Origin of the sequence: Achromobacter spanius (assembly GCF_029637605.1) — a bacterium.
GTDB classification, from domain to species: domain Bacteria; phylum Pseudomonadota; class Gammaproteobacteria; order Burkholderiales; family Burkholderiaceae_B; genus Achromobacter; species Achromobacter spanius_E.
On record NZ_CP121261.1, the window covers coordinates 5,093,057 to 5,111,252 of the forward strand.

The 18,196-nt window shown below is 65.8% G+C and carries 19 protein-coding genes; 11 read left to right on the forward strand and 8 right to left on the reverse strand.

What is annotated here, in order from left to right:
- Nucleotides 1-52: 52 nt before the first annotated feature.
- Genes P8T11_RS22685 through P8T11_RS22705 form a run of 5 tightly spaced genes read left to right on the forward strand, consistent with a single transcriptional unit; the run spans nucleotide 53 to nucleotide 4,210 of the window.
- Nucleotides 53-640, forward strand: a complete 588-nt coding sequence (locus P8T11_RS22685) for a YqgE/AlgH family protein (protein ID WP_006217244.1) — start codon at nucleotides 53-55, stop codon at nucleotides 638-640.
- The gene (ruvX, locus tag P8T11_RS22690; RefSeq protein WP_268079908.1) at nucleotides 633-1,034 is read left to right on the forward strand and encodes a Holliday junction resolvase RuvX; all 402 of its coding nucleotides are present in this window, start codon (nucleotides 633-635) and stop codon (nucleotides 1,032-1,034) included. Before P8T11_RS22685 ends, ruvX begins: the two co-directional genes overlap by 8 nt.
- Before the next feature lie 22 nt (nucleotides 1,035-1,056).
- Complete coding sequence (locus P8T11_RS22695; protein ID WP_268079907.1) at nucleotides 1,057-2,112, forward strand: aspartate carbamoyltransferase; 1,056 nt, start codon at nucleotides 1,057-1,059, stop codon at nucleotides 2,110-2,112.
- Nucleotides 2,109-3,473: a dihydroorotase gene (locus P8T11_RS22700; protein ID WP_268079906.1), complete on the forward strand. Its 1,365-nt coding sequence runs from the start codon at nucleotides 2,109-2,111 to the stop codon at nucleotides 3,471-3,473. The genes P8T11_RS22695 and P8T11_RS22700 overlap by 4 nt, the downstream gene beginning before the upstream one ends.
- Nucleotides 3,470-4,210 (forward strand): lysophospholipid acyltransferase family protein, encoded by a 741-nt coding sequence (locus P8T11_RS22705; RefSeq protein ID WP_259252955.1) that lies wholly within the window; start codon nucleotides 3,470-3,472, stop codon nucleotides 4,208-4,210. The genes P8T11_RS22700 and P8T11_RS22705 overlap by 4 nt, the downstream gene beginning before the upstream one ends.
- A gap of 43 nt (nucleotides 4,211-4,253) precedes the next feature.
- On the opposite strand, the gene P8T11_RS22710 is transcribed toward P8T11_RS22705, so the two are convergent.
- Nucleotides 4,254-5,144, reverse strand: coding sequence for a LysR family transcriptional regulator (locus P8T11_RS22710; RefSeq protein WP_268079904.1), 891 nt, complete (start codon nucleotides 5,142-5,144; stop codon nucleotides 4,254-4,256).
- A 214-nt stretch (nucleotides 5,145-5,358) separates the two neighbouring features.
- Between P8T11_RS22710 and P8T11_RS22715 the strand changes: the two genes are divergently transcribed.
- The 6 genes from P8T11_RS22715 to P8T11_RS22740 all read left to right on the forward strand — a co-directional run bounded on the left by P8T11_RS22715 (nucleotide 5,359) and on the right by P8T11_RS22740 (nucleotide 10,310).
- Nucleotides 5,359-6,033, forward strand: a complete 675-nt coding sequence (locus P8T11_RS22715; RefSeq protein WP_268079903.1) for an RraA family protein — start codon at nucleotides 5,359-5,361, stop codon at nucleotides 6,031-6,033.
- Nucleotides 6,030-7,247, forward strand: a complete 1,218-nt coding sequence (locus P8T11_RS22720) for an aminotransferase class I/II-fold pyridoxal phosphate-dependent enzyme (protein WP_268079902.1) — start codon at nucleotides 6,030-6,032, stop codon at nucleotides 7,245-7,247. The genes P8T11_RS22715 and P8T11_RS22720 overlap by 4 nt, the downstream gene beginning before the upstream one ends.
- A 65-nt stretch (nucleotides 7,248-7,312) precedes the next feature.
- The gene (locus P8T11_RS22725) at nucleotides 7,313-8,140 is read left to right on the forward strand and encodes an ABC transporter substrate-binding protein (protein ID WP_268079901.1); all 828 of its coding nucleotides are present in this window, start codon (nucleotides 7,313-7,315) and stop codon (nucleotides 8,138-8,140) included.
- A 28-nt stretch (nucleotides 8,141-8,168) separates the two neighbouring features.
- Nucleotides 8,169-8,870 carry an amino acid ABC transporter permease gene (locus P8T11_RS22730; RefSeq protein WP_268079900.1) on the forward strand — a complete coding sequence of 234 codons (702 nt, stop codon included), beginning with the start codon at nucleotides 8,169-8,171 and terminating at the stop codon, nucleotides 8,868-8,870.
- A 1-nt stretch (nucleotide 8,871) separates the two neighbouring features.
- Complete coding sequence (locus P8T11_RS22735) at nucleotides 8,872-9,588, forward strand: amino acid ABC transporter permease (RefSeq protein ID WP_100853238.1); 717 nt, start codon at nucleotides 8,872-8,874, stop codon at nucleotides 9,586-9,588.
- Nucleotides 9,585-10,310 (forward strand): amino acid ABC transporter ATP-binding protein, encoded by a 726-nt coding sequence (locus tag P8T11_RS22740; RefSeq protein WP_268079899.1) that lies wholly within the window; start codon nucleotides 9,585-9,587, stop codon nucleotides 10,308-10,310. Before P8T11_RS22735 ends, P8T11_RS22740 begins: the two co-directional genes overlap by 4 nt.
- 266 nt (nucleotides 10,311-10,576) lie before the next feature.
- Here P8T11_RS22740 and P8T11_RS22745 read toward each other — a convergent pair whose 3' ends face one another.
- The 7 genes from P8T11_RS22745 to P8T11_RS22775 form a co-directional block, all read right to left on the reverse strand.
- Complete coding sequence (locus P8T11_RS22745) at nucleotides 10,577-11,410, reverse strand: symmetrical bis(5'-nucleosyl)-tetraphosphatase (protein WP_268079897.1); 834 nt, start codon at nucleotides 11,408-11,410, stop codon at nucleotides 10,577-10,579.
- On the reverse strand, nucleotides 11,407-12,585 hold the full coding sequence (gene lptG, locus P8T11_RS22750; protein WP_268079896.1) for an LPS export ABC transporter permease LptG: 1,179 nt from the start codon (nucleotides 12,583-12,585) through the stop codon (nucleotides 11,407-11,409). The genes P8T11_RS22745 and lptG overlap by 4 nt, the downstream gene beginning before the upstream one ends.
- A gap of 91 nt (nucleotides 12,586-12,676) precedes the next feature.
- Nucleotides 12,677-13,402 carry a monofunctional biosynthetic peptidoglycan transglycosylase gene (mtgA, locus tag P8T11_RS22755; RefSeq protein ID WP_268079894.1) on the reverse strand — a complete coding sequence of 242 codons (726 nt, stop codon included), beginning with the start codon at nucleotides 13,400-13,402 and terminating at the stop codon, nucleotides 12,677-12,679.
- A 5-nt stretch (nucleotides 13,403-13,407) separates the two neighbouring features.
- Nucleotides 13,408-14,271, reverse strand: a complete 864-nt coding sequence (aroE, locus tag P8T11_RS22760; protein ID WP_268079893.1) for a shikimate dehydrogenase — start codon at nucleotides 14,269-14,271, stop codon at nucleotides 13,408-13,410.
- A complete protein-coding gene (locus tag P8T11_RS22765; protein ID WP_268079892.1) occupies nucleotides 14,268-15,164 on the reverse strand; it encodes a TonB family protein in 897 nt (298 codons plus the stop codon). The genes aroE and P8T11_RS22765 overlap by 4 nt, the downstream gene beginning before the upstream one ends.
- Before the next feature lie 120 nt (nucleotides 15,165-15,284).
- Nucleotides 15,285-16,373 carry an ABC transporter ATP-binding protein gene (locus tag P8T11_RS22770; RefSeq protein WP_268079891.1) on the reverse strand — a complete coding sequence of 363 codons (1,089 nt, stop codon included), beginning with the start codon at nucleotides 16,371-16,373 and terminating at the stop codon, nucleotides 15,285-15,287.
- Nucleotides 16,366-18,144, reverse strand: coding sequence for an ABC transporter permease (locus P8T11_RS22775; RefSeq protein WP_268079890.1), 1,779 nt, complete (start codon nucleotides 18,142-18,144; stop codon nucleotides 16,366-16,368). The genes P8T11_RS22770 and P8T11_RS22775 overlap by 8 nt, the downstream gene beginning before the upstream one ends.
- Nucleotides 18,145-18,196: the final 52 nt, after the last annotated feature.

An 18,196-nucleotide genomic window follows, 5' to 3' on the forward strand; every position in this document is an offset into this window, starting at 1 on the left:
CGCTCGCGTGTGCGACGTCCACGGTTCTTTCAGACTACCCAAAGGGGTTGCCATGACGGAAAAACATCACGAATCCGCCGCATCGCAGGCGGCCAACTTTGCCAACCAGTTCCTGATCGCCATGCCCGGCATGGTCGAAGGCAGCCTGGCCGGCTCGGTCATCTACGTGTGCGAACACACCGAACGCGGCGCGCTGGGCCTGGTCATCAACCGGCCCACCGACCTGACCCTGGGCACCTTGTTCGAGCGCATCGAATTGACGCTTGAAATCGGCCCGGTCAAAGACACGCTGGTTTATTTCGGCGGCCCGGTCCAGACCGACCGCGGCTTCGTGCTGCACGCGCCCGCCGGCGACTACAGTTCCAGCATCAAGATGGGCGCCATGGCGCTGACCACCTCGCGCGATGTGCTGCAAGCCGTGGCCGACGGCAATGGCCCCGCCCGCATGCTCGTCACGCTGGGTTACGCCGGCTGGGGCGCCGGGCAACTGGAAAGCGAAATGGGCCAGAATGCGTGGCTCAACGTGGGCGCCGACGACCACATCATCTTCGACGTACCCGCCGAAGACCGCTACCCCGCCGCGCTCAAGCTGCTGGGCATTGATCCGGTCATGCTGGCGGGCGATGCGGGCCATGCCTGAAGAAACACTGCTTGGGTTCGACTTTGGCGAAAAGAAGATCGGCATCGCCATCGGCAACACCCTGACGCGCCAGGCGCGCCCGCTGGAAATCATATTCAGTGAAATTCGCGATGCGCGCTTTGGCCGCATCGCCGCGTTGTTGCAGGAATGGCAGCCCCATCGCGTGGTGGTGGGGCTGGCGCTGGATGCCGATGGCGGCGAACAGCCCGCCACCGCGCGCTGCCGACGTTTCGCCAATCAATTGCATGGCCGTTTCGGCATCGAGGTCGAGCTGGTGGACGAGCGCGGCTCCAGCATGGAAGCGCAGCGCCTTCTGGGCACGCACGCCGCCGATGACGCGATGGCGGCGGCTGTTATCCTGCAACGATATCTCGACACCCTGCCTGCCGCATAACGCGCATGGCCCGGCCTTTTCTATGCTCAATCCGCAACTTGATCGCCGCGGCGAACTCATTCATCTGCTGACAACGGAAGGGCTGCCCAAGCGCCACGTCGAGCGCCTGCTGGACGCTGCCCGCGCCTGTGCGGCGGCGGGCGATGCCGGTTCCCCAGCAGCCGCCCCGACGCCCCACGCGCACGCCGCGCCATGCCCCGTTTTTCTATCCCTTGACGACGACCTTGCCGACCGCGACGCCTACGCCGCGCTGGCGACCCGGCTGTCGCTCTTGCCCGTGGTGCTGGACCCGCAGGATGAGCAGCACGCGCAAAACGGGCAAAGTGCACAGCGCGCGCAACACCCACAACACGCACAACACGCGCCCGACGTGCACGTCCCGTCCGGTGCGCCAGCCGGCACCGCGCATATGGGCGACGCGCTGGCCGAGACGGTGGCGCGCTTGCAACCCGGCGTGCTGGTGCTGCGCCATGCGGCCAGCGGCGCCGCCCATTGCGCCGCCGCGCACGCCGCGCCGGGCCTGCGCGTTATCAATGCGGGTGACGGTTCGCATGCGGACCCCTTGCCCGCCCTGGCACTGATACAGGCCATGCTGCACGCCAAGCAAGACCTGACGAATCTGGCCGTGACCTTGGTGGGCGATATCCGGCATTCGCGCGTAGCGCGTTCGGTCATCCACGCCATGACGACGCTGGGCGTGCCCGAGGTGCGCGTGGTGGCGCCGCGCACGCTGCTGCCCGAAGGCCTGCCGCAGTTGGGCGTGCGCGAATGCGCGACCCTGCACGACGGGCTGCAAGCGGCCGACGTCATCATCGTGCTGCCCTTGCAGGTGGAACGCATCAGTGGCGCGCTGCTGCCGTCCGCGCGTGAATACGCCCATGCCTATGGCCTGACCCCCGCCACGCTGGCCGGCGCCAAGCCGGATGCGCTGCTCTTGCCCGGCGGCGCGCTGACCCCGGGCGTGGAAGTGGATGGCGACGTGGCCGCCGGCCTGCCGCCCGTGCAGGCGCAATTGGCCGACCTGGAACAACACCTGCGCCTGGCCGCCTTGAGCGTGCTGGCCGGAGATGCCCCATGAGGCTGCATATTGCCAATGGCCGCCTGATCGATCCCGCCAATGGGGTGGACGGGCCGCACGACCTTTTTCTGGCTGATGGCCGGGTGGCCGCGGTGGGCGCAGCGCCCGACGGCTTCCATGCCGATCGTGTGCTGGACGCAACCGGCCTGGCGGTATTGCCCGGCCTGGTGGACCTGTCCGCGCGCGTGGCACAGCCTGGCCACGCAACGGGCCTGGCGTTCGCGCCCGCCGAGTTGCGCGCGGCCTTGGCCGGCGGCGTAACTCGGCTGGTGATGCCGCCAGACGCCGCGTCGGATGACGCGCTGGACGAGCCCGGCAAGGTCGACGCCTTGACGCGCCAGATGGAAGCCGGCCAACCCCGCATCCATCCGCTGGGCGCGATGACGGTGGGTCTGGCGGGCGAGACGCTGACGGAAATGGGCCTGCTCGCGCAAGCCGGTTGCCTGGCCTATGCGCAAGGCGAGCACGGCATCGCGGACACGCGCGTGCTGTGGGGCGCGATGCGCTATGCCAGCGGGCTGGGCTACACGCTGTGGCTGCGTCCGCAGGACCCCTGGCTGGCCCAGGGCGCCGTTGCCGCCAGCGGCGCGTACGCCGAACGCCTGGGCCTGGAAGGCCTGCCACCGCAAGCCGAGACGGTGGCCCTGAACACCATCTTCGAACTGCAACGGGCCACCGGCGCGCGCGTGCACCTGACCCGCCTGTCCACCGCGCCCGGGCTGGCACTGCTGCGCGCCGCAAGGCGTGAGGGCCTGGCGGTAACGGCGGACGTGTCAGCGCACAACCTGCACCTGACCGATGTCGATATCGGTTTCTTCGACACGCACTTCCACCTGCAACCGCCGCTGCGCGGCCAGCGCGACCGCGACGCCATCCAGGCGGCGCTGGCCGAAGGGCTGGTCCAGGCGCTGTGTTCGGATCACACACCCGTGGACAAGCACGGCAAGGCGGCGCCGTTTCCCGTGTCCACCCCTGGCGCGACGGCCCTGGAACTGCTGCTGTCGCTGACCTTGAAATGGGCGCGTGACCATCGCGTGCCGCTGGCCGACGCGCTGGCTCGGGTCACGTCGGGGCCGGGTGCGGTACTCAGTGGCATAAGCAGCGGCAACAGCAGTGGCAGCAGCAGCGGCAACAGCAGTGGCACAAGCAGTGGCACAAGCAACCCCGCCGCGCAGGCCGGCCAGTTGGGCGTGGGCGCGCCCGCCGACGCCTGCCTGGTGGACCTGGATGCCGAATGGCTGGTGACCCCCACGGCGCTGCAAAGCCGCAGCCCGCATACGCCGTTCGCGGGTATGATGCTGCCCGGTCGGGTACGCGCCACCGTGGTCGGTGGCCAACTGGCCTGGGAGACCTCAGTTTGAAACTGCTGCGCTTTGTCTTACGGCTGGCCCTGGTGCTGCCTCTGATTGTGTTTGGCTTGTTTTGCGTGGGGCTGGTCTACCCCTTCATCCGCCCGCGAAGCCGGGCCTGGCTGAACCGCTCGTGGTCGCGCGCGCTGATGGCGGCCTGCGGCGTGAAGGTGACCTTCAAGGGCGACCCGCGCATGAGCGGCCCGGTATTGCTGGTGGCCAACCACGTCTCCTGGATCGATATCTTCGTCCTGAATTCCGCGCGCCCCACGTCGTTTGTGGCCAAGAGCGAGATCCGTAAATGGCCCGTGATCGGCTGGTTGGTGGCGGGCGCGGGCACGCTCTTCATCGAACGCGGCCAACGCCACGCGGTACACGCCATGGGCGAAGCCATGCAAGCCCGCTTCAAGCTGGGCGACGCGGTCGGGCTGTTTCCAGAAGGCACGACGACGGAAGGCTTCGACCTGCTTCCCTTCCACGCCAGCCTGTTCGAACCGGCGCGTTCAGCCGCCGTGGAAATCCAACCCGTGGCCTTGCGGTTCCTGCGCGACGGCAAGCGCGACGGCTTCGCGGCGTTTGTCGGCGAAGAAAGCCTGGTGGCCAATCTTTGGCGCGTGCTGGGCGCGACGGGCTTGTCCGTCGAAGTGGTGTTTCTGCCGGTGTTGGCGGCAAGGCATCCGGATGGCAGCTTGCCGACCCGGCTTGAGCTGTCGCATCAGGCGCGCGACGCGATTCTTGGTGCGCTGTAAAGCCAGGGTCTGAAACAGGAGGCTTAAGCTCGGCCTTCCCCCCCTACACCCCGCCGGAAAACTCGCAGCAGCTTTCCGCCAACTCCGCCACGCTTTCACAGAACGCCACGTCCGCGTCGCGGCGGAACATGGCGCTGTAGACCGATTGCGGCGGCGCGGTGCTGGTGCGCGCAATCACCAACTGTTTCTTGCTCACCATGTCCGCGAAATAATCGCGGGGCAGGCAACTGACGCCGAAGCCGGCGGCAGTCAAACCCGCCATGGCGATCAGGCTGTTGATCGTGAAGATATTGCTGTCCGGCGTGTGGGGCCGCAGCCACCCGTCATAGATCATGTTCAAGCCCGACTCGCGGCTTTGGCGCAGCAGCGGCAGGCGCGCGATGTCGGCGGGTGTGTAGATGCGGCTGGCGTCGATCAGGTCAGAGCTGCCCATCCAGGCGAATTCCAGCCGTTGCAGCGCGACGACTTGCAGGTTCGGTTCCGCGAATTCCCCATGCAGGAACGCCATGTCCAACTGCCCCGCCTGCAAGCGCTTGAGCAGGTCCGCGCCCAAGTCGATGTGCGGTTCCAGCGTGATGCGCGGATAGTGCGCGCGCAGCAGGCGGATCAAGGCGGGCAGCCATGTCATGGCCGTGATCTCGGTAATGCCGAAACGGAAGGTGCCGGTCAGCGTGTGCTGGCCTTTTAGCCGCACCAGCAAGCGGTCGCGATGGCCCAGCATGTCTTCGGCAAGCGCATAAACCTCGTGGCCCCGCGCGGTCAGTTCGGCGCGATGGCCCGAGCGGTCGAACAGCGCCACGTTGAAGTCCGCCTCCAGTTCCTGGATGCGCTTGGTGATGGCCGATTGGGTCGTGTGCAGCTTCTGCGCCGACGCGGAAAACGTACCCAGCCGGACGGTCCAGTACAGGGCCTCGATTTGCTTGAACGTCAGCATGCGGGGTACCGCGTCGTAGAGATGTTCATTCCGAAATTTCCGCCTAGGGCTAACCCCTATATTCCAAAAATTGATGAAGCTCGTGGAAATTTAATCCCTTTTTCTGAAAACGAAAAGCTCGCAACATGCCATCTGATTGTTCACCCGGCCAGCCTGCATCCTGAAAAAACCACAGGTTTGCCGGCGGCTACCGACCCAGGAACTGCAGATCGTCATGGCCACTATTCTTACCGGCGCCCGCCAATTGCCGGCTTCCCCCGTTGCTCCCGCCGCCATTCTTGAAGCGCTTGCCGGCATCGTCACGCCCCATCTTAGCGACAACCTGGCGCGCCGCGAGGGCATCTCCGGCCTGCACCGCTACAACGGCAGCGGCAAGCTCGTGGGCACCGCGCTGACGGTCAAGACGCGCCCGGGCGACAACCTGATGATCTACAAGGCCATGGTGCAGATCCAGCCCGGCCACGTGCTGGTGGTGGATGCGGGCGGCGACCTGTCCAACGCCGTGCTTGGCGAAATCATGAAGCGCTACCTGCAAGTGCACGGCTGCGCTGGCGTGGTGGTGGACGGAGCCATCCGCGACGTGGCGGCGTTTGAAGCCGACAGCTTCCCCTGCTATGCGCGCGGCCACATCCATCGCGGCCCCTACAAGGATGGCCCCGGCGAGGTCAACGTGCCCGTGTCGATTGGCGGGCAGGTGATCAACCCCGGCGACATCATCGTGGGCGACGAGGACGGCCTGGTCTGCTTTGCCGCATCCGACGCGGAAAGCCTGATTGCCGCCGCGCACGCGCATGCGGCCAAGGAAGAACGCATCATGGCCGAGATCGCCAAGGGCGATAAGACGCAAAGCTGGATGCAGGCCGCCTTTGCCGCCAAGGGGCTGGCATGAGCGCCGCCGACACCGCCTTCCTGGCCGAACGCGCCCGCGCCATCAAGCCATCGCCCAGCATGGCCGCCAAAACGCGCGTGGACCAGTTGCGCGCCGAGGGCCGCGACATCATCGACTTCACCGTGGGCGAACCCGACCTGCCCACACCCGCGCACATTGTGCAGGCGGGCATCGACGCACTGAACAGCGGCGACATCCGCTACACCGCGTCCGCCGGCGCCAAGCCGCTGCTGGAAGCCGTGCGCGCCAAGTTCCAGCGCGAAAACGGCCTGGACTACGGGCTGGACGAGCTGATCGTCGGCGTGGGCGCCAAGCAGTTGATCTTCACCGCGCTGGCCGCCACCGTGCAGGCCGGCGACGAAGTCATCATTCCCGCGCCGTACTGGGTGTCGTACCCGGACATGGTGCTGGTCAACGATGGCACGCCCGTGGTGCTGGCCTGCCCTGAAGCCGATGGCTTCAAGCTCACGCCACAAGGGCTGGAACAAGCCATCACGCCGCGCACGAAATGGGTGCTGCTGAATACGCCCAGCAATCCCACCGGCGCCATGTACAGCGTGGACGAACTGCGCGCCCTGGGCGAGGTGCTGGCGCGCCATCCCCACGTGTGGGTGATGACGGACGAAATCTATGAACACCTGGCTTACGGCGACGCGCGCCACGCGTCGCCCGCCACAGTGGTGCCGGCGTTGGCCGGCCGCACGCTGACGATCAATGGCGTGTCCAAGGCCTACGCCATGACCGGCTGGCGCCTGGGTTACGCGGGCGGTCCCAAGCCGCTGATCAAGGCCATGGCCACGCTGATCTCGCAAAGCACCAGCTGTGTCAGCGCCATCAGCCAAGCTGCCGCGCGCGTGGCCTTGACCGCCGACCAGCGCTGCGTCAGCGATGCCGCCGCCGTGTTCCACGCGCGCCGCGACCGCATCGTGGCCTTGCTGAACGCGGTGCCGGGCATCCGCTGCCCCGAGCCGCAGGGCGCGTTCTATGTCTATCCGTCGGTTGAAGGCCTGCTGGGCAAGCGCACGCCGGCCGGGCGCGTGCTGCAAAGCGATCTGGACGTGGTGATGTACCTGTTGGACGAGGCCGGTGTTGCCGTGCTGGACGGCGCGGCCTATGGCTTGTCGCCCTACTTGCGGCTGAGCTTCGCCACGTCGATGGAGAACATCGAAGAAGGATGCCGCCGTATCAACAGCGCCTGCGCGGCGCTGCGTTGATCGCTCTTTTTTTTGGCTGTACCCATACCTGGCAGTACCCATACCTATATTCAAGGGGAATTACCATGAAGACCACCATTGCATCTTTCGTTGCCGCCGTCGGCCTGGCCGCCACGCTGGCGCCCGCCGCGCATGCGGACACCGTGCAAGACATCAAGGCGCGCGGCAAATTCATCTGCGGCACCATGGGCACGGCCGAGCCCTTCAGCTTCCAGGACCCGAAGACCCGCGCGGTGGTCGGCTACGAAGTCGATATGTGCCAGGCCGTGGCCGACAGCCTGGGCGTGCCGCTGGAACTGAAGCTGATCGCCGTCGAGGCCCGCATTCCCGAGCTGATCGCCGGCCGCGTCGACGTGGTGGCCGCCAACCTGGGCTGGAGCCCCGACCGCGCGAAGCAGATCGACTATTCGCACCAGCATTTCGTGAGCCTGCAAAAGATCCTGGCGCGCGAGTCCGAGAAAGACGTGAACGCGCCTGCCGACCTGGCGGGCAAGCGCGTGAGCGCCGTGCGCGGATCGTCCTCGGAGCAGGGCGCGCGCAAGAACATCCCGAACGTGGATACGGTGACGTTCAAAGACCCCAGCGGCGCGTTCCTGGCGCTGCAACAGGGCAAGGTCAGCGGCTTTGTTGCGTCGGAAATGATGCTGGTGAAGCTTCAGCAGCAGGCCGCTGGCAGCGCGGTGCCGGTGAAGATTCTGCAACCGGCGCTGTTCGTCGAACCCTGGGGCATGGGCGTGCGCAAGGGTGACACCGCCATGCTGAACCAGGTGAACAAGGTGCTGGACGGCATGGAAGCTTCCGGCCAGGCCACCAAGCTGTTCGACAAGTGGTTCGGCGCGGGCACGCAGTTCAACCTGAAGCGCGACTTCCGCATCGAAGCCATCAAGGGTTGATGCGCGACACGCGCTGGAGCCTCGTTCGATGCACTACGTTTTCGACTTCAGCGCCATTTTCCAAGGCGAGTACCCGGACTGGCTGCTCAGGGGGTTGATCACCACCCTGGCGCTGGCCGGGCTGGCCTGGATTCTGGCGTTCTGCCTGGGCAGCCTGCTGGCGGTGATCCGCCTGACGGGCTCGCCCGTGGCCAATGCGGTGATCGCGGTGTATGTCGCGTTCCACCGCAACGTGCCCATGCTGGTACACATCCTGTTCTGGTACTTCGGCGTGCCGGCGTTGCTGCCGCAAGCCTTAAGTGATTGGCTCAACAGCCACGGCAGTGAATTCATCATGTCGTGCATCGCGATCGGGCTGGTGATGTCGGCCTACATCTGTGAAGACCTGCGCAGCGCCGTGCGCGGCATTCCGCCGGGGCAGGTGGAAGCATCGCGCGCGCTGGGCCTGAGCTTTCTGCGCACCATGCGCTGCGTGGTGCTGCCGCAGGCGTTTCGCATCGCGATCCCGCCGCTGCTGAACCAGACCCTGCTGCTGTTGAAGAACACCAGCCTGGCGATGGCGATCGGCGTGACGGAACTGACGGCGGCGGGGCGCGAGATCGAGAACTACACGTTCCGCACCTTCGAGGCCTATGCAGTGGTGACGGTCATCTATCTGTTGCTGTCGTTCCTGATCATGGGCGGTGGCGCGATCTTGCAACGACGTTATCGTCCGCTGGGGGCGCGCTGAGATGTGGGACATACTGAAAGACAATTGGCTGCTGCTTCTGATCGGGCAGTATCCGCACGGCCCGATAGGCGGGCTGGTCGCCACGCTGGGCCTGGCGGCCATCAGCCTGACGCTGGCCCTGCCTTGCGGCGTGCTGCTGGCGCTGGGCCGCATCAGCCCGTACCGCATCTTCTACTGGCCGTCGTCGGCGGTGGTGTATCTGGTGCGCGGGCTGCCGCTGTTGATGTTCATTTTCTGGGCGTATTTTTTCGTGCCGATCATCATCGGCCGCCCCGTTGCGGGCACGACCACGATGGTGGTGGCGCTGGTCTGCTACGAAAGCGCCTACCTGGCCGAGATCATCCGCGCGGGTATTCAGGCCTTGCCACCGGGGCAGCAAGAGGCCAGCCGGGCGTTGGGCTTGTCGTATATGCAGACGATGCGGCGCGTGATCCTGCCGCAAGCGCTCTACAACATGCTGCCCAGCATGCTGAGCCAGTTCGTGTCGACGGTGAAGGAAACGTCGCTGGCCTATGTGATCAGCGTGCAGGAACTGACCTACGCCGCCAACCAGATCAACAGCGTCTTGCTGACCAAGCCGTTCGAGGTGTTCGGCCTGCTGGCGATGACGTATTTCATTCTGAATTTTGGCCTGAGTTCATTGGTGCACCTGACCGAACGACGTATCGGCAGACGGCGCGCCGGGCTTGGGGCTGTCTCTAAAGTGGTGCCCACATGATCCGATTTTCACAAGTGCAGAAGTGGTACGGCGATTATCAGGCGCTGGCCGACGTGACCGAAGAGGTCAAGCAGGGAGAGGTGGTGGTGGTCTGCGGGCCGTCGGGGTCGGGCAAGTCCACGCTGATTCGTACCGTGAACCGGCTGGAGCCTATCCAGAAGGGCATGATCGAGGTCAATGGCCAGGATATCTATGGTCCGAAGGTGCATCTGGATCAGTTGCGCAGCCACATTGGATTCGTGTTCCAGCAGTTCAACCTGTTCCCGCATTTGTCGGTGCTGGAAAACCTGATGCTGGCGCCGCTGCAACTCAAGCGCGCCAAACGCGCCGAGGCCCGTGAGCGGGCGATGCAGTTGCTGGAAAGGGTAGGCCTGACGCACAAGGCAGAGGCGTATCCGGCGCAGTTGTCGGGCGGGCAGCAGCAACGGGTGGCGATTGCACGGGCTTTGGCGATGAATCCGCCGGTGATGTTGTTCGATGAGCCGACCAGCGCGTTGGACCCGGAGATGGTGGGCGAGGTGCTTCAGGTGATGAAGGGGCTGGCCCGGGACGGGATGACGATGGTGTGCGTGACACACGAGATGGGGTTCGCGCGAGAAGTGGCGGACCGGGTGTGGTTCATGGACGCGGGGCGGATCGTGGAGACGGGGGCGCCGGAGGAGTTTTTCAACCGGCCGGGCACGGTGCGGGCGCAGAAGTTCCTGGCGGAAATTCGGCATTGAGTTTTTTGGCGGGGTGATGGGTTACGCGCGGCTGTGGATGGGGTTTTTTTGGCGGCCCTGCCGCGCTTCACCCATCCTACGGGGACGGTTTGTGTTTGGCGGGGTGATGGGTTACGCGCGGCTGTGGATGGGGTTTTTTTGGCGGCCCTGCCGCGCTTCACCCATCCTACGGGTGGGGCATCGTAGGATGGGTGAAGTGCGAGATGGTCTGCCCGAGAAATGCGGCGCTTGCCGCACGGAACCCATCTGCGACGTCGCGTGAACGCCTATTCCGACAGCGGATCCTGGAACTGCGAACACTTTACCTGCACCAGCTTGCGATCCTGCAAGCGCAGCGCGGTCAGGGAACCGCCCCAGACGCAGCCGGTGTCCAGGCAGATGACATCGGGGCGCTGCAGCAAGCCCAGCGTGGACCAATGGCCGAACACCGTCGTGATGTCGCGCGTGGCGCGGTTGGGGACGTCGAACCAGGGCACCAGGCCCGGAGGCCAGGCGCCGGGGGCAACCTTGGTGGCGAACTCCATGTGACCGTTCGGGGTGCACAGGCGGATGCGTGTCAGCGCGTTGATGATGACGCGCATCCGTTTGCCGCCCTTGTGGTCTTCTTTCCACGTGGCCGGTTCGTTGCCGTACATTTTTTGCAGCGCCTTTTGCCAATTCGGGCCACGCAAGGCGTCCTGCACTTCCCCGGCCAGGGCCAGCGTCTTGGCCACATCCCACTTCGCCAAGGTGCCTGCGTGCACCAGCAAATGCCCTTGTTCGAAATGGGCCAGCGGGCGGAAACGTAGCCAATTGATCAGGTCGGTGGCGTCAGGCGCGCGCAGGATGTCGTCCAGCGTGTCCGACTTGGACGGCTTGCGCACGCCAGCGGCGGCGGCCAGAAGGTGCAGGTCATGGTTGCCCAGCACCGAGGTCGCGCGGTCGCCCAGGTCGATGATGCGACGCAGGGTCTCCAGCGACTGTGGGCCACGGTTGACCAGGTCGCCCGCGAACCAGAAGCGCGAGCGGGGATCTCCGACCAGGTCGGGGTGGGCCAGCAAGCGATCCAGCGGCGAGCAGCATCCCTGCACGTCGCCGATCATCCAGATACTGCCGTTCATGCGGGACTCTTGCTCCAGGGCCAACGTTGTTGGAAGATGCGGGTAATCGTGTGGCGGTATTCCATATAGCTCATGGAGCCCAGCGCCAGCGCCATGGCGCCGAGATTCGGACCCAGTGCGGTGAACCAGGGCGGCCATTTGCCCAGCATGCCCACATTCAGCGCCAACTGGTTCAGCATGAAGAAGCCCACGCCCAGCAAGATGCCGATGAACACCTTCGCGCCCACGCCGCCGCGGCGCGTTTGCATCAGGCCGATGGGGGCGGCAATAGTGATCATCACAAGCAGGGTGAAGGGATACGCCAGTTTGCGCCACAGGGCGACCACCTGTCGACCATATTGCAGTTGGTTGTCGCGCAAATACTCCACATAGTCCAACAGGGTAACGATGGACATGCGCTCGGGCGTCAGCACGCGGGCCAGCAGGCGTTCGGCGCTAAGGGTGGTGTTCACCGTGCGCTCGGGCAGCTTCACCACCGAGGCGGGCGGGTTCTTGGGCTGGCGGGCGTCGGCCAGGGCCTCGGCCGCGTCGTCATCCAGGCGCGTTTCCGATACGTCCTTGAGCACCAGGTCGCCGTGGGCGAACGAGCCGGTGGGCGCGGTGGACAGCGCGGTCAGCGTCTGGTCTTTCTTGAATTCGTACAGGGTGATGCCGGACACCTGGCCGTCTCCCTTGAGTTCGGCGATGTTGATGATGCGCATGCCGCCGTCGGCGGTGGGTTCCTTGAACCAGTAACCGCTTTTCAGGCGGTCGCCGCCGGCCTTGCCGCGAAACATCAGGTTGGCCTCGCCGCTTTTGATCTCGGCCCAGGGCGTGACGTATTCGGACAACAGGGCGGCGCCGATCATCAGCGGAATGGTCACCATCCACAGCATGCGCAACAGGCGCATGCCGCTCACGCCCGACACACGCAGGATGACGAGCTCGTTGCGCTGGGCCAGGCCGGCCAGCGCCAGGATCGCGCCGATCAGCAGCCCGATGGGCAGCAGGTCGTACAAGCGGGTGGGAATGGCCAGCGCCTGCATGTAGAGCAGGGCCATCATGGAGAACTTGTCGCCCACGTTGTCCAGGTCGTCCACCAGCGCGAAGAACGTGAAAAGACCCAGCAGGGCCATAAGGACCACTGCACAAGAGCGATAGATCTCGCGGGCCAGGTAGCGACGTGCGGTACGCATGAAAATGATGGGGAAGCGCTAAACGTGAAAGCTTAACAAATCCCGCCGTCCCGGGTGGGGATGGCCGGACGGCGGCGCGCGCTTTTGCGTGTCAGGGGATGTCAACCATCCGCATGCGGCGGGTCAGCACGCCCACGCGCGAGTTCAGATAGCGAGAATTGCGGCGGGTGTCGTAGAAGCGGGGGTTGGGCAGCATGGCCGCCAGCCGCGCCGACTGGCTGGCGTTGAGATTGGCGGCCGAGGTCTTGAAATAGTGCTGGGCGGCGGCCTGCGCGCCGAACACGCCCACGCCCCATTCCGCCACGTTCAGATACAGCTCAAGAATGCGTTCCTTGGTCATGACGTGTTCGATCATGTAGGTCAGCACCAGTTCCTGGCCCTTGCGGATGTAACTGCGCGAATTGGACAGGAACAGGTTCTTGGCCAGTTGCTGCGTGATGGTGGAGCCGCCGCGCATCTTGCTGCGTCCGGCCTCTTCCTGCCGCTGGTTGTATTCCCAGGCCTTGCGGATGGCGTCCCATTCGATGCCGTCGTGTTCGGTGAACTTGGAATCCTCTGACGCCACCACCGCGCGTTTGAGGTTGCGGCTGATCTTGTCGTAGGGCACCCAGTCATATTGCAACTGGAAGGCGGGGTTGCCTTCGCGCAGGCGCGAGCGCTCTTCGCGCATGATGGCGCTGCTGCCGGGATCGCGGTAGTTGTACCAGACCACCTGCGAGAACAGCCAGAATTGGTACAGCAGCACCGCGCACACCAGCGCCATCAGCACGCCGGTGGTGATTCGGAACCAGGATCGGCCTTGTTTGCGCGTCGCCATGCCGCTTAGTGCCCGGCCGCCAGGGCCTCGCGCAGCGCGGCCAGCACGGGCGCCGGGTCGGGGCGCACGCCGTGCCAGATGAAAAAGCTCTCGGCGGCCTGGCCCACCAGCATGCCCAGGCCATCGGCCGTCAGCGCGGCGCCGTCGGCCTCGGCCTGCTTCATGAAGGCGGTGGGCCTGGCGCCATACATCATGTCGTAAGCCGCCGCGCCATCGGCGTACAGCCCGGCGGGCAAATCGGGCGCGGCGTCCTGCAAGCCGCTGGCCGTGGCGTTGATGACCACGTTCCAGCCGCCTGGGCGCGCGGCGTCGGACAGGCCGCCCGCCGTAACCTGGGTTTGCGGCGACACGCCGCTGGCACGCCAGGCGTCGGCCAGTTCCAGCGCCTTGGCCGCGGTGCGGTTCACGATATGGATGTGCGCGCAGCCGGCTTGCGCCAGCGGTTGCAGCACGCCCCGGGCGGCGCCGCCCGCGCCCACCAGCAGCACGGCGACATCGGACAGATGCACGCCCAGGCGCAGCAGGTCGGACACCAGGCCCACGCCGTCGGTATTGCAGCCGTGCCAGGCGCCATCGCGCCAGGTCAAGGTGTTGACCGCGCCGGCCAGCCGCGCGCGCGTGGACAGGTGGCCCGCCGCCAGCGCGTAGGCGTCCAGCTTGAACGGCACCGTCACGTTCAGGCCCTGCCCGCCCTCGGCCACGAACGCGGCAACGGCATCGGCAAATCCATCAATCGGCGCCAGCAGCCGCTCGTAGCTGAGCGGTTTGCCGGTTTGCTGGGAAAACAGGGCGTGGATCTGGGGCGAGCGGCTGTGCGCGATGGGGTTGCCGATGACGGCGTAGCGGGCAAGAGGGGACGCCTCGGTCATGGGGCTTGTGTTTCCAGGGTGTCGTTGACGAAGTGCCAGGTGCGGGTGATGACCAGCACGTCCGTATCGCGGGCGATATCGGGCGGGAAGGGAGGGAAGGGCGCGGCCAACTGAACAATGCGGCGCGCGGCCTGGTTCAGCACGGCGTGCGGGGAAGGCTGGTCGATTTCCACGTCGGCGATGCTGCCGTCGGCACGCACCGACACGGTGATGCGCAACGACCCATAGATGCGTCCCCGCGCCTCGTCGGGATAGTGCTGGGTGCCGATGGCCTCGATACGGGCGCGCCAGGCATCCAGGTAGGCGGCGTAGCGCGAGGCTTCGGCCGAGGGCGCAACAAACTGCTTGCGCGGTTCGTTGCTGTATTGCTGGACCCGTTCGGCCAGGGCGGCGACCTGTGCATTCTGAATCACGCTGGCCTGGTCTTCGGCGTCTTGCCCCAGGTCGGCGCCATCCGGCCACGGGTTCACGGCCTGCCGCTCGGCGCCTGCCTTGTCCTGTGAGCGCAATTGGGTCATCAAGCGGGTCTGTTCGGCTTCCAGCTGTACCTGGCGTTTGCGCATGGCCTCCAGCACGATGGTCTCGGCGGACTCGCCGGTCTGGGGCAGCGGGGTGGTGGTCATGCCGTGCTCGGCGTTGCCGCCGCCGCTCATCTGGTTCTGGGCCTGGGCGCGTGGTGCTTCCGGCGGCGTTTCGCTGCGCGCATTCAACAGCACCACTTCCAGGCTGGTCACGGGCGGCCGCGTCAGCGTGGGCGCACCGAAGCGCCACGCCAGGGCGCCGGCGTGTACCAACAGCGATATTGCAATGCCAATACGCAGGTAGTGCTGGGCGGGAGCGCCCAGCCACCGCAGGTAACGGCCTAGCGAGGAGGGGGAGTCAGGGCGTTGCACGGTCGCATTGTAAGGCGAGTCCGCACCGCCCGGCCATGCCCGCCGATCGCTGTGTAACAGCTTTTGGACAGCATGCCGCCCGGCGGGGCGGCGCGCCTGCCCCGCCGCCGCCCGGGGGGATCAGGCGCTGTTACGTGGGAAAACCCAGACCTTGTCCGCGGGCAGCGCCAGGCGGCTGGGGCCCGGGTCGCGGCCCTCGGGACCATAGGCGCGCAAAGCCAGCGTGTTCAGGGGATCCGCGTCCGGCGTACGGAACAGGTATTCCCAGCGGTCACCCAGATACATGCTGGTCAGGAGCGGCATGTCGAGATGGTTGCCGTCGGGGTCGTCGGCCAGGCGCACCTGTTCGACCCGGATCACGGCGGTGCCGTCCTGGCCGGCCGCCACCCCTGCGCCCGCCTTGCCCCACAGTGCCCAGCCATGGCCTTCGATCCGGGCACGGCCATCGCGCAATTCGGTCACCTTGCCTTCCAGCCGGTTGTTGCTGCCCATGAATTCCGCCGTGAACAGCGTGGACGGCGAACCGTACATTTCCTGCGGCGTGCCCTGCTGTTCGATCTTGCCGTTATTCAGCAGCAGGATGCGGTCGGATATCGCCATGGCTTCGCTCTGGTCATGCGTCACCATCAGGGCCGACAGCCCCAGCCGCATGATCAGTTCACGCAGGAAGGCGCGGGCTTCCTCGCGCAGCTTGGCGTCCAGATTCGACAGCGGCTCGTCCAGCAGGATGACAGGCGGGCTGTACACCAGCGCCCGGCCGATGGCCACGCGCTGTTGCTGGCCACCCGACAGCGCATGCGGATGGCGCTGACCCAGCTTGCCCAGGCCCAGTTGGTCCAGCACGGCCTGCACGCGGTCGCGCACCTCGGCCGAGGGCACCTTGCGCAGCTTCAATGGGTAGGCCACGTTTTCAAATACGGTCTTGTGCGGCCACAGCGCATAAGACTGGAACACCAGACCCAGGTTGCGCTCTTCGGCGGGAATCTCCTTGCGGGCGCCGCCGTCATAGACGATGCGCTCGCCGATGGTGATGCGGCCACGCTTGGGGCCTTCCAACCCGGCCACCGCGCGCAGCAGCGTCGTCTTGCCGCTACCCGACGGCCCCAGCAGCGACACCACTTCGCCCTGGCGCAGTTGCATCGACACGCCCTTCAACACCGGGTTGTCGCCGTAGTCCAGGTGCAGGTCTTCTACAGAAAGCTCAATCATGAAGTTTGACTCCGAATCGCAGGGCGATGCCCAGGCCGATCACGACCAGAACGATATTGATGAAGGAAAGCGCGGCCACGATGTCGATGGCGCCCGAGGCCCACAACGACACCAGCATGGAGCCGATGGTTTCCGTGCCGGGCGACAACAGGTAGACGCCGGTGGAGTATTCGCGCTCGAAGATCAGGAACATCAGCAGCCACGACCCGATCAGGCCGTACTTGGCCAGCGGCACCGTGACGTGGCGCGTGACCTGGCCACGGCGTGCGCCCGCGCTGCGGGCGGCTTCTTCCAGCTCAGGGCCCACCTGTAGCAGCGTGGATGAAATCAGGCGCAGGCCGTATGCCATCCACACCACGGTGTAGGCCAGCCACACGCTGAAGATGGTGCTGCGCATGGCGCGCAGCCATTCGATGAAGTTCTCGCGCAGCCATTCGGCGAATGGCAGCGCGGACAGCCAGCCGTTCTGGTCCACGTCCAGCGCGTTGTCCAGCCACATGGGCACAAACAGGAACACCCACAGGAAGGCCAGGCCGGCCAGCAGGCCGGGCACGGCGCGCGGCACCAGCACGCTGTAGTCCATGAAGCGCGTCACGTTGTCGGGCTTGCGGTGCATGGCCAGGCCCACGAACATGTAGCACATCACCGCCAGCGCGCCGCCGAACACCCCGATGGCCACCGAGTTCACAATGGCGCGGATCAGGTTGGGCTGCGCGAACACCGTGCGAAACGCCTCCAGCGACAGCACATCGAAGAGCGACACGCCCATGCCCCAGTTGGACACGAAGGCACGCAGCAGCACGCCCATGAGCGGCACCACGATGGTGACCAGCAGCCAGAACGCCACCACGGCGCCGGCCACCCAGCGCCACTTGCCCAGCGGCAGCGGCCGTGCGCGCGAGGCCTTGCCCTTGACTGTGACAAAGCGGTTTGCCGTGCGCATCAGGCGGCGTTGCAGCATCACCAGCGGGATCGTCATGCAGATCAGGACCACGGCCACGGCCGCCATCAGGTGATACGACGGAATCCCCAGCTTGTTGGTCAGCTTGTACAGGTAGGTGGCCAGCACCAGATTGCCTTCGGGGTCGCCCAGCACCAGCACCAGGCCGAACACTTCCAGGCCCAGGAAGAACAGCAGCACCGTGGCGTACAGCATGGCCGGGCGCACCATCGGCAGGCTGACCGACACCATCACACGCAGCGGCGATGCGCCGGTCACGCGGGCGGCCTCTTCCACGTCGGATCCCATGCTGCGCAGCGCCGACGAGATGTACAGATAGGCGTGCGGCACGTGCGTCAGGCCGGCGATGATGACGATGCTGGTCAGCGAATAGACGTTCCAGGGCACGAAGCCCAGGATGTTCTGCGCCCAGATCGAGAAGAAGCCCACGGGGCCGGCGGCCACGACGTAGCCAAAGCCCAGCACCATGGGCGACACGAACACCGGCACCAGGATCAGCGGCTCGATCCAGCGGCGGCCGGGCAGGTCGGTGCGGATCATCAGAAAGGCCAGCATGCCACCCAGCGGGATGGCGATGATGGCCAGCCCGAAGGCCAGGATGAAGCCGCTTTTCAGCGCCTTGTAGAAATCGGGGTCCGCGAATATGAAGCGGAACGCATCCAGGCTGAAAACCTTGGACGGGGCAAAGAATGGCGCGGATAGAAAGCTCTGGATGATGATGAACGACAGCGGCACGTAGATGGCCAATGCCGTGATCAACACCACCACGCCGCGCGGCAGGGACTGCCATTTTCTGCGCAATGACTGCATGGGGAGATCCTGTTGTGGAAAGGGCGCGGCGATTGCGCCGCGCCCCGGAACC